The sequence below is a fragment of the Vibrio sp. THAF190c genome (assembly GCF_009363355.1).
GTDB classification, from domain to species: domain Bacteria; phylum Pseudomonadota; class Gammaproteobacteria; order Enterobacterales; family Vibrionaceae; genus Vibrio; species Vibrio fortis_A.
The window spans coordinates 574,360-587,885 of record NZ_CP045338.1 but is presented as its reverse complement, the minus strand read 5'-3'; the positions used below and the strand labels follow the sequence as shown (position 1 = coordinate 587,885).

Below are 13,526 nucleotides of genomic sequence, written 5' to 3'. Positions count from 1 at the left end.
AGTAATCACTGGTTTAGGTTTGACGGTTAATATTTTGCATCACGCTCATGGGCTGCTAAGAACTGCCCCTGCTCACCCAAAATATCTCGATAGTAAGTTTCGAACATCAAGATATTTTGTACGTAACCACGCGTCTCTTTAAACGGAATCATCTCGATAAAAGCAAACGCATCCAACTTGCCCTCACTACGAGAGCGCCACTGTTTTACTCGATGTGGACCCGCATTGTAAGCCGCTAAAGCGAAGATACGGTTGTTGTCGTATTGATTCAGCAAACCATCAAGGTAATGACTGCCAATCTCAATATTCTTGCCTACGTTATACAGGTCCTCACGTCCTTGATACTTCAGCTTATACTTTTTAGCCGTGTATTTGGCAGTCGCAGGCATAATTTGCATGATCCCGCGTGCACCAACCGGAGATTGAGCCTCGCTGTCCAGTGCACTCTCTTGACGCGCTAACGACATCAAGGTCACAGGGTCGATGTCATGCTTCTCAGCGTAGAAGTTGAACCACCACTTATGCGCGACAGGGAAGCGTAATTCCAGGTTGTCCCACATTTTGGCAGAAATGCTCGCCGTAACCGTTAGGTGATTCCAACCTTGACGAGAGGCGTACGCAGCCAGCATGGATTTCTGCTCTTTACTTGAGTTTGCCAGTAACCAACGCCACTCACTCTTAGCCGCAGCAATTTTATCGCGTGTAATAAGCTCATCAATACGCACCAACGCAGTATCAAATGGCTTTACAACTTGCGAATTATACGTCAATGACGACGTTTCATAGCGCACTGGTTTATCAAGCTGTTTTGCCGCAGCAACACTGTAGAAATTACGTTGACCAAGAATATCAGTGAGTCGTTTAGTTCCCTCAGTTTCTTGCCCCGATGCTAGCTCAGCTCGTCCACGCCAGTACTGCCAACGAATCGAGCTTTGGTGTTTATCATCTAGCTTGCTAATCCAGTGCTGCAAACCTGCCCAATCTGCATGTTGAATCGCAAGGCGAGCACGACGCTCTATTAATACTTGTTTAGAAGATGTCTCTATTGCTTGATCTCGCCAAGCCATCATCTCCTCAGAGTCGGTATTGATCAGACGAAACGCGAGGTAATCCGCCAGTTGCTGAGTCTTCTCTTTAGAAAACTTCTGGCCTTCGATCACTTTATCAAATACCTTCTGTGCCGCTTTGGCGTCTTTGCGCGCTAGCTTCTGGAAACCGAGCTCAGTCTGTTTTTGATAGAATTCGTTCACCTTGTGCTTTTTAGCAAAACTCGCCACGCTCTCTGGCTTACTAAACAGGGCTTTCATCTCTTTGCCTTGTTTGGCTGCCTTGTCGCTATCAAACTGCTTAAGTAGATAATTCATCAGCTTGCCGTTACGCTGTTCGAAAGCGAGCAACAGCCTATCAAGAATCAACTCATCACTGCGCAGCCCCGCTTTATCCCAGGCCGAAAACAGGGGATCACAGCTATCATCGATACCATTACCACTCAGCCATAGCTGCTTCGCGCCCTTGTAAGCTAGTTCATGGTTTCCTTGCTCATAGTGTGCTCGGTAATAGATACACTGATACTTTTCACCAGTCGGTTCTTGAGTTTGAAACTCCAGTATCGTCGACCACTTTTTCTGAGACTCTAACGACGCCAAATATGGTGCTCGAATACGATTAGAGAATGGAAGACCTCGGTTACTCTCGATAAATGTTTCAACCTCTTGCGGAGTTCGCTTACCCAGGTCAATCAAGAAGGCTCGGTAATCCGTATATGGCGTCAAAGGGTATGTTTGAATTTTAGAACGCAACTTGGCATATGCCTTAAGGTCACGCTTATCCAATACGTCTTGTGCTTGGTCGTATGTATCACGCTGCATTTCTAGCTCAGAAGCACGGCTCGCCAAAGCCTCTGGAGCCAATAGAATAGAAGGCAAAACTACTGATGCAGCAACAGCAATTTTTCTATTGAGAAGTCGGAAAAACATTCGCTCTTTCCTTAGTGCGTGTTTGAATACGTGACGGCTATTTACGCCCTACATCACATCAAATGTAAAGAGTTTGAGTGTAAATATTATTAAAGTTTAACACTTCACCTCAAAAGCGTTTGAAATCTGCTTTTAGTGAGATTTTTGACAATAAATAGCCAAGATTTATCCCTGAAAAGCCTTTTCATCTCGGGGAGTAACATCTTTGGACAGATTGGTATAAAATAATCGTTTATTTTGAACAATAAGTAGGAACGATCGGCAATGGCTGAATACGTATATACCATGTCGCGAGTGAGCAAAATTGTGCCACCAAAGCGTCAAATTCTGAAAGACATCTCTCTAAGCTTTTTCCCTGGTGCCAAAATTGGTGTTTTAGGTCTGAATGGTGCAGGTAAATCAACACTGCTACGTATCATGGCCGGTATTGATACAGACATCGATGGTGAAGCTCGTCCACAGCCAGGTCTAAACGTAGGTTACCTACCCCAAGAGCCTGTTCTTGATGAATCTAAAACAGTTCGTGAAATCGTTGAAGAAGCTGTTTCAGACGTTGCTGGCGCAATGAAGCGCCTAGACGAAGTATACGCAGCTTACGCAGAACCAGACGCTGACTTCGATGCGCTAGCAAAAGAGCAAGGTGAACTTGAATCTCTTATCCAAGCAAAAGATGGTCACAACCTAGAGAACGCTCTAGAGCGTGCAGCAGATGCACTTCGTCTTCCTGAGTGGGATGCTAAGATCGAACACCTATCCGGTGGTGAGCGTCGTCGTGTTGCTATCTGTCGCCTACTTCTAGAGAAGCCAGACATGCTTCTACTAGACGAACCAACCAACCACCTGGATGCAGAATCGGTAGCGTGGCTTGAGCGCTTCCTAGTGGATTACAACGGCACTGTTGTGGCAATCACCCACGACCGTTACTTCCTAGATAACGCAGCAGGCTGGATCCTAGAACTTGACCGTGGTGAAGGTATTCCATGGGAAGGTAACTACACTTCTTGGCTAGAGCAAAAAGATGCGCGTCTACAACAAGAAGCGTCTCAAGAGAAAGCTCGCCAGAAGACCATCGAGAAAGAACTTGAGTGGGTTCGTCAAAACCCGAAAGGTCGTCAGTCTAAATCTAAGGCGCGTATGGCTCGTTTTGAAGAACTACAAAGCGGCGATCGTCAGAAGCGTAACGAAACTAACGAGCTATTCATCCCGCCAGGTGAGCGTCTAGGTGACAAAGTTATCGACGTGAAGAACCTGACTAAGTCATTCGACGGACGTGTTCTTATCGATGACCTATCGTTCAGCATGCCTAAGGGTGCTATCGTTGGTATCATCGGTGCTAACGGCGCGGGTAAATCAACGCTATTCAAGATGCTAAGCGGCACAGAACAGCCTGATTCAGGTACTGTTGAGCTAGGTGAAACAGTGAAACTGGCTTCGGTTGACCAATTCCGTGACAGCATGGATGACACGAAGACTGTATTCCAAGAGATCTCTGAAGGCGCTGATATCATCAAGATCAACAACTTCGAAATCCCAGCTCGTGCATACTGTTCTCGCTTTAACTTCAAAGGTTCAGACCAACAGAAGATCATCGGCGAGCTTTCTGGTGGTGAACGTAACCGTGTTCACTTGGCTAAGCTACTTAAGACTGGTGGTAACGTACTGCTACTCGATGAGCCAACCAACGACCTTGATGTTGAAACACTACGTGCGCTAGAAGAAGCACTACTAGAGTTCCCTGGCTGTGCAATGGTTATCTCGCACGACCGTTGGTTCCTAGACCGTATCGCTACGCATATCATTGACTATCGTGATGAAGGTCAAGTTAACTTCTACGAAGGTAACTACAATGAATATATGGAATGGTTGAAGAAGACTCTTGGTCCTGAAGCAGCTGAACCACACCGTATCAAATACAAGCGTGTAACTAAGTAAGTTTCGCTTGTAATTTATTCTAAGGCCGCTAAATTAGCGGCCTTATATGATACGACATTCCAAACCTATAGATGAGGAAGTATCTATGATAGAAAGGCGTCGATTTTCAAGGATTGTTTATCAAGTCGCTACCAAATTAACCCAAGATACCTTAGTGGTTGATGGCACGATACAAGACTTGTCACTACAAGGCTTACTGATAGATTGTGAAAACCATCATCAATTAGACCATCACTTGCCTGTTCAACTTAGTTTTCAATTGACAGACAGTGATATCGACATTCAACTAGAAGCCTCTATTGTCTCTACCATCAATACCTCAGTGCGCTTACGCATAGAGCATTTAGATATTGATAGTATCAGCCACCTTAAGCGCCTTGTGGAGCTGAACGTTGGCGATGATGAGTTACTTTATCGAGAAATAGAACATCTAACAGATTTAGGCGAAGAGTCTGCCGAATAGAGCACGCTCTTCGAATCATTTTTATTTAATACGTCATCATGTCTCAGAAAATTTCGATTACTGTTCCTTCTAGCCAAGGGGAGCAGACATTTTACTTCGGCCGTAAAGCCGTGCTCATTTGCACCTCTGCAATCTTTTCCGTTCCCCTTTTAATTAGCGGTGCAATCTATCTACATTACGATGGCCAGCAAAAGCTATCTGCATCTGAGCAGCACGCCTCTGAACAGGCACATGATGCACAGAAGCTGATCGAGACTTTGATTGTTGAGAAAGACAATATGGAGTTTATGTACGATGAGCAGATTGAAACCAATCACTCATTAGCACAAGCTCTAACGGAAAAAGAAGGCACTATTCAACTGCTCGGCAAGCGTGTATTCGATGTTGAGTCGGTACTTGGCCTTGCCGATGAAGAACTGGTTAACGATGAGACCTCTCTTGAAGAGCGAATCGACGCTGCGGCCATTGACTCGGCGGTACGTGCAACCATGTTCCGCTTAATCCCTAACGATAGTCCAATGGCTTATCAGCGCATCTCATCATCATACGGGAGTCGTATCAACCCTATCACAGGCAAGCGTCATACTCACACCGGTATCGATCTCACCTGTAAGCGCGGTGAAGATATTCTTGCACCTGCTGACGGTGTCATTGAAACCGTGCGCCCGAGTAAGAAAGGCTTTGGTAACTTCCTGACCATGCGCCACTCTTTTGGCTTCATGAGCTCTTACGCTCACCTGCAGAAGTTTAAGGTTCGCAGCGGTCAGTTTGTGAGTAAGGGGGATGTGATTGCGAGCTGTGGTAACTCAGGAAATTCAACAGGCCCACACCTGCATTACGAAGTACGATTCTTGGGGCGCTCTTTGAATCCACAATACTTGATGGACTGGACGCCAGAGAACTTTAACTACGTGTTTGAGAAAGAGAAGAAGGTGAAGTGGGGGCCACTGGTTCAGCTGATCGATAATGTTGTACGTCTGCAAATCAACCTGACTAACGTGCCTTACACCAACTCGTCGATTGAAACCGTATCGAGTGATGAGACCAAGGCAAAGGCAACACTCGCAACCAACTAAGGCTTAACAGCTTTTAGCCTATGATGATCTTTTTACCTACAATAGGCCAATTACTTTTAAATCAATGATAGTTAAATAAAAAAGAGCCGCCTAAATTAGGTGGCTCTTTTTCTATCTATTCTTGACTCAATATTATTTGAGCTAACTCCAGCGCAGGCTAGCCACGATGAATCGAGTCATGTGCTTGCTTAAGAAGACTTTGGCTCTCTTGCAAGAACTGCTGAGAGTAATCACCAAACCACTCGCTCACTTCGTTAAAGCTTTCCACGAATTGAGCTTTATCTTTGCCTTCCAGAATCTTCAGGGCTTCACCAAAGCAGTGGTGGAAGCGGCGAATCATTGCGATGTTCTCGTCTGAAGAGAGAATAATATCCCCGTACAGGTTCGGGTCTTGGGCAAACAGACGACCAACCATCGCAATTTCAAGACGGTAGATTGGTGAACTCAATTGAAGCAGGCGATCAATATTCGGGTTCTCTTTACTTAGGTGTAGGCCGTAAGCAAATGAAGTAAAGTGGCGCAGCGCTTGGATTAACGTCATACCGTGATCGTGTTCTTGAGCATCCATGCTGCATAGGCTTGCACCCCAGATAGCGAATTGCTCTAACAACCATTGGTAGCTTTCTTGACCGCGGCCATCACTGTAAACAATCACCTGCTTCGCAAGGCTTGGCACATCCGGGCCGAACATTGGGTGTAGACCAACGACAGGGCCTTGGTGAACCGCTAACATGCGTTGCAATGGCTTAGACTTGATCGATGTTAAGTCACACAGAATACAGTCACTTGGCAAGTTGCCCAGCTTATCAATCACGCCTTCTGTCAGATGGATTGGAACAGTAACCACAACAAGACCAGCATCTTTCAGCAACTCATCAGCCTTGTCCCAGTCTTTACTACCTAGAACTTTTACATCGTAGCCAGATAGCTTGAACATACGCCCAAATAGACCACCCAGCTGGCCGTTACCACCGATAACAACAACTGAACGCAGTTCAGGGTTCAGACACTTAAAGCCCGAATCCTTTTCACTTGCGTACGACTCACGCATAGTACGACGCAGAATGTCTTCAATAAGCTGTGGTGGCACACCTAATTTTTCAGCCTCTGCACGGCGAGATGCAAGCATCGCTGCCTCACGCTCAGGCACATAAATCGGTAAACCGTGCTCGCTTTTCACCTCACCTACTTTCTCAACCAGCGCCAAGCGCTGGGCAAGAAGCTCTAACATCTGTTTATCGACAACGTCAATTTGGTCGCGTAATTCGTTCAGTTCAACGGCCATTCTTCTTCCTTTCTAATCCTTAAGCCTCGATTTATGCTGGCACTAGCCTTTTAGACGATTTTCCAAGAATGGGACTAGTTCCGTGTGTGCACGCTTCAATAGTGCCTCAGTTGAATCCCAATTGATACACGCGTCGGTAATTGAAACGCCGTATTTCATCTGATCGAGAGGAATGTCAGAAGATTGGTTGCCCTCGTTAAGGTGACTTTCAATCATCAAACCAATAATTGATTTGTTACCTTCACGAATCTGGTGGATTACGTCTTCAGCAACCAGCGGTTGACGACGGAAGTCTTTGCGAGAGTTAGCGTGGCTACAATCAACCATAAGTGCAGCACCTAGACCTGCTTTTGATAGCTCTTCTTCACACTCATGCACCGAAACAGAATCGTAGTTAGTCTGCTTACCACCACGAAGGATCACATGGCCATTTGGGTTACCTTGAGTTGTAAGTAGCGCAACTTGACCTTCACGGCTGATACCCATGAAACGGTGGCTTGAAGAAGCCGCTTGCATCGCGTTAATCGCAGTACCTAGGTTGCCATCAGTACCGTTTTTGAAGCCGATTGGCATAGATAGACCACTTGCCATCTCACGGTGAGTTTGAGACTCAGTCGTACGAGCACCGATCGCCGCCCAGCTAAATGTGTCTGCTAGGTATTGTGGGCTGATTGGGTCAAGAGCTTCAGTCGCTAGTGGGATTTCCATCTCTGCCAATTCAACCAGCAGTTCACGACCAACGTGAAGACCATGCTCGATATCAAATGTGCCGTCTAGATGCGGGTCATTGATTAGACCTTTCCAACCAACGGTTGTACGCGGTTTTTCGAAGTACACGCGCATTACGATGTACAGTTGATCACTTAGCTCTTCAGAAAGTGCTTTCAGGCGTTTTGCGTACTCTTTAGCAGCTTCAACATCATGAATCGAACAAGGACCACACACCACTAGCATACGGTGATCTTTCTTGTGGATGATGTTGGCGATAGTTTGACGAGACTCTTGAATAAAACGACGAGCATTATCACTCAGAGGTAATTTTGCTTTTAACTCGTCCGGAGTAATCAGTACCTGTTCGTCGATGATATTGACATTGCTTAATTCACTTTTCTGCATAACTCAACCTGTATTCTTTTCTTTACACCCAAGCAACCAATATGGGCTAACAATCTTTGAAAACTAAAATAACAGCTATAGAAACGATTGCAAGTGTAAATAATAAAAAACATTTAATGTAAAAATAAATTTACACCCGGGATTTATGGAAAGAAAACAAGAAAAGGGTTAGAAATCAGTCTTTATAGATACAAAAAAGGCGATATTTCTCATATCGCCTTAGCAAAACTTAAAAAGTGTCTATTTATTGCCCGTTATCTAAAACACGCTTCATCTGCTCAGAAGCCTCTTTCCATCGAACATCTGACTGTAGCGTTGAAAGGTCGAAGGTGTGTTTTTTCAATAAAGAGTGTGCAAGGGGAACACTTTGTATCTCTAGGTTATCTAAAGCCTCTATTTGTGCATCTCGCTTATTACACATCAACACCATGTTACATCCAGCATCCAAGGCAGCTTGCGCTCTTTGTGCCGGACCACCCATGATCGCCGCACCTTCCATCGTCAAATCATCAGAGAAAACTAACCCTTGAAATCCAAGTTGTTTTCTCAACACCTCTTGTAGCCAATAGTGTGAACCGCTGGCTGGTTTATCATCATAGTGAGAAAAAACCACATGTGCAGGCATCATCGCATCCAAAATGCCCGCCTCAATTTGAGCCTTAAAGATCGCCATGTCAGTTTCAAAGATATCTTCTCTTGGATCATAAGGCGTCTCTAGGTGAGAGTCTGCAATCACACCGCCATGGCCTGGGAAGTGTTTGCCCGTCGTAGCCATTCCGACGCTTTTCATCCCACGGATAAAGGCGCTACTGTGACGAACAATAGTATCGATGTCCTCACCGAAGGCACGATTGCCAATTGCTTTGCATTGATGACCTTTGTCCAATACTGGCGCGAAGCTCAAATCGATATCATGAGCCACTAATTCTGCTGCCATCAACCAACCAGCTTGCTCAGCCAATTGTTCACCGTTGTTGTGTTTGGCGAACTCTTGCGCCGCAGGAATAATTGAGAAACCATCACGAAAGCGTTGTACTCGGCCGCCTTCTTGATCGACACCTATGAGAATAGGTCGTTTAGCCGCTTTGCGGATCTCTCTGGTTAGTGCCGCTAGCTGCTTGCTGTCATGATAGTTACGAGCAAAAAAGATCAACCCACCCACGGTTGGGTGCTCAAGAATTTCTCTATCTTCAGCAGTGAGCTCGTAGCCTTCAACATCTACCCACAACGGTCCCATATTTATCCCTTACTAAGCCAAAATTGATAATCTTCACGAGGTTATTCCGTTTGAATTTGCATTACAATGTTTTTAATTCACGGTCAGAAGAGTTTAGGAATGGATCATAAAGAGCTATACATCGGGGTTATGTCTGGGACCAGTATGGACGGTATCGACACCGCTTTGGTCAGTATCGACGACCAGCAAATTAGGTTGATTGCCCACGACGAATTCCCTATGCCCGAAGAGACAAAAAAACAACTACTCGATGTCTGTATCGGCCAGCAGACCAACCTGATCGCGATAGGCGAGCTTGACCACCAGCTTGGTCATTTATTTGCAGATGCGGTTCTACAGCTGCTATCAAAGCATGATATCTGCGCCTCTCAAATCACCGCAATTGGCAACCATGGCCAAACCGTATTTCACCAGCCTAGTGGGAATCACCCATTTACTATGCAGTTAGGTGATGCCAATATCATTGCGACTAAAACCAATATTGATGTTGTAGCTGATTTTCGTCGCAAAGACATGGCGTTGGGTGGGCAAGGAGCCCCTTTGGTACCTGCATTTCATCGAACCATATTTGAGGCCAAAGAGAGCAGCGTAGTGGTACTGAACATTGGTGGCATATCGAATATTTCAGTACTTCAACCAGACAAACCAACGCTGGGTTATGACACAGGCCCGGGCAACATGTTGATGGATGCTTGGATAAACAAACACTGCGGTAAAAAGTACGACCAAGATGGCGAGTTTGCTCGCAGTGGCCAAGTAAATTCGGCGCTACTGAATTTACTGCTTGAAGAAGCCTACCTTGCCGAGCTACCACCAAAAAGCACAGGGCGAGAGCTGTTCAATCTGCCGTGGATGGAAAATAAATTAAAGGCATTACCAGAAATATCGGAACCCGATGTACAGCGCACGCTTTGTGAGTACAGCGCCACCACCATAGCTAATGAAGTCGTGAAACATCAATCTGGCTCATCCCCTGCTTTATATGTATGTGGTGGAGGTGTCAGAAACCCACTTTTGATGGAGCGCCTTGCGAAGCTGCTTCCTGACTGGCAAGTGAGTTCGACTTCCGCTAAAGGAGTCGATGCCGATTACATGGAAGCCATGGCATTTGCATGGCTGGCTCAACGTTACGTACATAAGCTACCAAGCAACCTTCCCGAGGTGACAGGAGCTTCACAAAGCGCTTCTCTTGGCGTGCTGTACCGCGCAAACTGACCATCAATAGAGATTAGATTTAAGGATATTTATGAGTAACGACGCTCTTATTTCAGCACTATCACACTTAGTCTCTGAGGGTAGAAACCCTGAAACCATGGACATTGATCTGCTCTCCTCTCTGGAAGTAGTAGAGAAAATCAACCAACAAGACAAACAGGTACCACTCGCCATCGAAAGTGAGCTACCACAGATAGCCAACGCAGTTGACCATATCGCCGACGCCTTTCGTAATGGCGGTCGCCTTATCTATATGGGCGCTGGCACCAGTGGCCGACTCGGCGTACTCGACGCTTCAGAGTGCCCGCCGACATTTGGTGTTTCCGACCAGCTCGTTATCGGACTAATTGCAGGAGGCCCAGAAGCGATATTAAAAGCGAAAGAGGGAGCTGAAGACTCACTCACTCTCGGTGTTGAGGATCTTAAAGCCATTCACTTTAATGCCAAAGATGTCGTCGTTGGCATTGCAGCGAGCGGTCGCACTCCGTATGTGATTGGTGCGCTCAAATACGCCAATGAGATTGGCGCGACCACGGTGTCACTCTCTTGTAACCCTGATTCACCTATCGCTCAGTTGGCTAAAATTCCTATCAGCCCAGTGGTGGGCCCTGAAGCGCTCACTGGCTCGACCCGTCTCAAATCAGGCACTGCTCAAAAACTGGTGCTCAACATGCTGACCACTGCCAGTATGATCCGCATTGGCAAAAGCTATCAAAACCTAATGGTGGATGTTAAAGCCACCAATGAGAAACTAGTGGCGCGCGCTGCCCGTATTGTTATGCAAGCCACGGATTGCGACAAAGAGGTAGCAAGAGAAACGCTTGAGAAGACCAGCTACGACGTGAAACTGGCAATTTTAATGATACTCACCGGACTAGACCTAGAAGTCGCGAAGCAACAACTTAAGAAACAAGATGGATTCCTTCGTAAAGCGGTTGAACATAACCAGTCTAACTAGCAAAGGCTGAATACAAAAAGCACCGACGAATCGGTGCTTTTTTGATGATGTGTGTCAGCTTAGTGCTCGTTTGAGAATTCATCCCAGCCCCGTTGCCACTCCATACGAAAGCGCTGCGCATCTTCAGTACCAGAACAGACACCTTCATAAACCTGACCAGAAAGACCGATCTGATAAGCATGATTAGGGTTACAGTATTCACTGACACCTTGGTAGTAACCTTCGCTGTATGCGGCTTGATCGACAGCGCCCAGCTTGCTCATCTCAGAATAGGAACGCTGAGTATTACCTCTTACGCCATCACGGTAGCCAATCTCTTGCCAATTTCCCTCTGCTGCTAAGTCTTGTACGTTTGTCGCGCAGCCTGTCATACCTAGAGCCAATAGCAAGGCTACGGTTACTTTCTTCATTGGAATCCCTTATCTTCTTATTATTCATTAGGTGCTATCACTAGCCGACGTATCTCGATTCTCCGCTTAACCCGCTAAAATGTCCACTGCTTCCCCTAAGTCGCCGCTTAGTTCGAGACAAAACCACTTAACCTGACACCCAACCGCTTAACCTGGCACCCAACCGCTTAACAAAGCTGAAAACCACTCAACCAACCACAGCGCCACTTAAATCGCTATACGACCACTAACCTCTTAAGCACAAGCTTCTCGCCAACTGCTCGCTTATTATCCACCCTGACTTAATTAATACATTCAGGGATAACAGATTATGATGTGGTTTCTAACCTGTGTTGCGGCACTCATCGGCGGTTACTTTCTTTATGGCACTTTCATTGAGAAGGTGTTCGGCATAAACGAAAAACGCCAAACTCCGGCTCATACAAAACAAGATGGTGTGGATTACGTTCCAATGTCGACACCAAAGGTTTACCTTGTGCAACTGCTTAACATTGCAGGTGTTGGTCCAATCTTCGGCCCTATCATGGGTGCCTTATACGGCCCAGCAGCAATGCTATGGATCGTGCTAGGTTGTATCTTCGCAGGTGCCGTACACGACTACTTCTCAGGTATGTTATCTATCCGTAATGGCGGAGCTTCGGTTCCAACCATCACAGGACGTTACCTAGGCAATGGCGCAAAACACTTTATGAATATCTTTGCCATTGTTCTGCTTCTTCTTGTGGGCGTGGTATTCGTATCAGCTCCAGCAGGCATGATCACTAACCTAGTAAACGACCAAACTGACTTCGCGATGTCTGCAACAACGATGGTTGTGGTTATCTTCGCTTACTACATCATCGCAACAATTGTCCCTGTTGATAAAATCATTGGTCGCTTCTACCCACTGTTCGGCGCACTACTTATCTTTATGTCTGTTGGCCTAATCACAGCAATTGGCTTCTCTGATGAACACCAAATCATGGGTGGTTTTGAAATCAGCGACATGTTCACTAACATGAACCCGAACGACCTACCACTTTGGCCTGCTCTATTCATCACTATCGCTTGTGGTGCTATCTCTGGCTTCCACGCAACTCAGTCTCCACTAATGGCGCGTTGTATGGAAAATGAGAAGAACGGTCGCTTCGTATTCTACGGTGCAATGATTGGTGAAGGCATCATCGCTCTTATCTGGTGTGCTCTTGCACTATCGTTCTTCGGTTCAGTTGAGTCACTATCTGAAGCAGTAGCAAATGGTGGTCCAGGTAACGTGGTATACAGCGCTTCATTTGGCCTACTGGGTGTATTTGGCGGTATCCTTGCTTTCCTTGGTGTGGTTATCCTACCAATCACTTCTGGTGACACTGCATTCCGTTCAAGCCGTCTTATCCTTGCTGAATACTTCAACATGGAACAGAAGACACTGCGCAACCGCCTACTGATGGCGCTACCGCTGTTCGTTATCGGTGGTATCCTGACTCAAGTCGATTTCGGCATCATCTGGCGCTACTTCGGTTTTGCTAACCAATCAACAGCAGTAATGATGCTGTGGACAGCGTCAGCTTACCTACTACGTCACAACAAACTGCACTGGGTAACGACAGTTCCAGCAATCTTCATGACGTCTGTGTGTATCACATTCATCCTGAACAACAGCCAACTTGGTTTCGGTCTACCAATGCAAATCTCAACTATCGTTGGTGTGATCAGTGCTCTGGGTGTTGCGGCTTACGTAATCAAGATTTCAAAAGGCAAAGGCGAAACTGACCTTGCTGATGAAGAAAAAGAAACAAAAGGCGTAACAAAAACAGCCTAGCTTATCGGGGTCAAACCCCTTCGCTTGCTCCACCTTAAATTAAGGTTGGAAACTCTACAA

General features: G+C 46.1%; 11 protein-coding genes. 6 read left to right on the top strand and 5 right to left on the bottom strand.

From position 1 onward, the window contains the following. Positions 1 to 26: 26 nt before the first annotated feature. Positions 27 to 1,976 carry a murein transglycosylase gene (sltY, locus tag FIV04_RS02600; protein ID WP_152468181.1) on the bottom strand — a complete coding sequence of 650 codons (1,950 nt, stop codon included), beginning with the start codon at positions 1,974 to 1,976 and terminating at the stop codon, positions 27 to 29. 264 nt (positions 1,977 to 2,240) lie between these two features. On the opposite strand from sltY, the gene ettA reads away from it, so the two are divergent. From ettA to FIV04_RS02585, 3 genes are all read left to right on the top strand, one after another. Then, entirely contained in the window at positions 2,241 to 3,908 is a 1,668-nt protein-coding gene (ettA, locus tag FIV04_RS02595; RefSeq protein WP_032553197.1) for an energy-dependent translational throttle protein EttA, read from the top strand. A gap of 85 nt (positions 3,909 to 3,993) precedes the next feature. After that, positions 3,994 to 4,371 carry a PilZ domain-containing protein gene (locus FIV04_RS02590; RefSeq protein ID WP_032553196.1) on the top strand — a complete coding sequence of 126 codons (378 nt, stop codon included), beginning with the start codon at positions 3,994 to 3,996 and terminating at the stop codon, positions 4,369 to 4,371. Positions 4,372 to 4,409: 38 nt separating this feature from the next. Next, a complete protein-coding gene (locus FIV04_RS02585) occupies positions 4,410 to 5,447 on the top strand; it encodes a M23 family metallopeptidase (RefSeq protein WP_152468180.1) in 1,038 nt (345 codons plus the stop codon). 157 nt (positions 5,448 to 5,604) lie between these two features. Here the strand turns inward: FIV04_RS02585 and tyrA are convergent, their stop codons facing one another. The 3 genes from tyrA to nagZ all read right to left on the bottom strand — a co-directional run bounded on the left by tyrA (position 5,605) and on the right by nagZ (position 9,085). Next, the gene (gene tyrA, locus FIV04_RS02580; RefSeq protein ID WP_150871027.1) at positions 5,605 to 6,732 is read right to left on the bottom strand and encodes a bifunctional chorismate mutase/prephenate dehydrogenase; all 1,128 of its coding nucleotides are present in this window, start codon (positions 6,730 to 6,732) and stop codon (positions 5,605 to 5,607) included. Between the two features lie 42 nt (positions 6,733 to 6,774). Then, the gene (locus FIV04_RS02575; RefSeq protein WP_150895798.1) at positions 6,775 to 7,848 is read right to left on the bottom strand and encodes a 3-deoxy-7-phosphoheptulonate synthase; all 1,074 of its coding nucleotides are present in this window, start codon (positions 7,846 to 7,848) and stop codon (positions 6,775 to 6,777) included. Between the two features lie 244 nt (positions 7,849 to 8,092). Further along, positions 8,093 to 9,085 (bottom strand): beta-N-acetylhexosaminidase, encoded by a 993-nt coding sequence (gene nagZ, locus FIV04_RS02570; RefSeq protein WP_152468179.1) that lies wholly within the window; start codon positions 9,083 to 9,085, stop codon positions 8,093 to 8,095. A gap of 99 nt (positions 9,086 to 9,184) precedes the next feature. Here nagZ and FIV04_RS02565 point away from each other — a divergent pair, with 99 nt between their 5' ends. After that, complete coding sequence (locus FIV04_RS02565; protein WP_152468178.1) at positions 9,185 to 10,300, top strand: anhydro-N-acetylmuramic acid kinase; 1,116 nt, start codon at positions 9,185 to 9,187, stop codon at positions 10,298 to 10,300. Between the two features lie 31 nt (positions 10,301 to 10,331). Continuing rightward, positions 10,332 to 11,258 carry an N-acetylmuramic acid 6-phosphate etherase gene (murQ, locus tag FIV04_RS02560; RefSeq protein WP_150871016.1) on the top strand — a complete coding sequence of 309 codons (927 nt, stop codon included), beginning with the start codon at positions 10,332 to 10,334 and terminating at the stop codon, positions 11,256 to 11,258. 59 nt (positions 11,259 to 11,317) lie between these two features. Here the strand turns inward: murQ and FIV04_RS02555 are convergent, their stop codons facing one another. Then, entirely contained in the window at positions 11,318 to 11,668 is a 351-nt protein-coding gene (locus FIV04_RS02555; RefSeq protein ID WP_152468177.1) for a DUF2799 domain-containing protein, read from the bottom strand. A gap of 310 nt (positions 11,669 to 11,978) precedes the next feature. Here FIV04_RS02555 and FIV04_RS02550 point away from each other — a divergent pair, with 310 nt between their 5' ends. Then, positions 11,979 to 13,466, top strand: coding sequence for a carbon starvation protein A (locus tag FIV04_RS02550; RefSeq protein ID WP_152468176.1), 1,488 nt, complete (start codon positions 11,979 to 11,981; stop codon positions 13,464 to 13,466). Positions 13,467 to 13,526 lie beyond the last annotated feature (60 nt).

What these genes read in the sequence shown, in the direction of transcription:
- FIV04_RS02575 (WP_150895798.1), bottom strand. Translation starts at nt 7,848, where the DNA reads ATGCAGAAAAGTGAATTAAGCAATGTCAATATCATCGACGAACAGGTA.
- ettA (WP_032553197.1), top strand. Translation starts at nt 2,241, where the DNA reads ATGGCTGAATACGTATATACCATGTCGCGAGTGAGCAAAATTGTGCCA.
- sltY (WP_152468181.1), bottom strand. Translation starts at nt 1,976, where the DNA reads ATGTTTTTCCGACTTCTCAATAGAAAAATTGCTGTTGCTGCATCAGTA.
- FIV04_RS02590 (WP_032553196.1), top strand. Translation starts at nt 3,994, where the DNA reads ATGATAGAAAGGCGTCGATTTTCAAGGATTGTTTATCAAGTCGCTACC.
- FIV04_RS02555 (WP_152468177.1), bottom strand. Translation starts at nt 11,668, where the DNA reads ATGAAGAAAGTAACCGTAGCCTTGCTATTGGCTCTAGGTATGACAGGC.
- FIV04_RS02585 (WP_152468180.1), top strand. Translation starts at nt 4,410, where the DNA reads ATGTCTCAGAAAATTTCGATTACTGTTCCTTCTAGCCAAGGGGAGCAG.
- tyrA (WP_150871027.1), bottom strand. Translation starts at nt 6,732, where the DNA reads ATGGCCGTTGAACTGAACGAATTACGCGACCAAATTGACGTTGTCGAT.
- murQ (WP_150871016.1), top strand. Translation starts at nt 10,332, where the DNA reads ATGAGTAACGACGCTCTTATTTCAGCACTATCACACTTAGTCTCTGAG.
- nagZ (WP_152468179.1), bottom strand. Translation starts at nt 9,085, where the DNA reads ATGGGACCGTTGTGGGTAGATGTTGAAGGCTACGAGCTCACTGCTGAA.
- FIV04_RS02550 (WP_152468176.1), top strand. Translation starts at nt 11,979, where the DNA reads ATGATGTGGTTTCTAACCTGTGTTGCGGCACTCATCGGCGGTTACTTT.
- FIV04_RS02565 (WP_152468178.1), top strand. Translation starts at nt 9,185, where the DNA reads ATGGATCATAAAGAGCTATACATCGGGGTTATGTCTGGGACCAGTATG.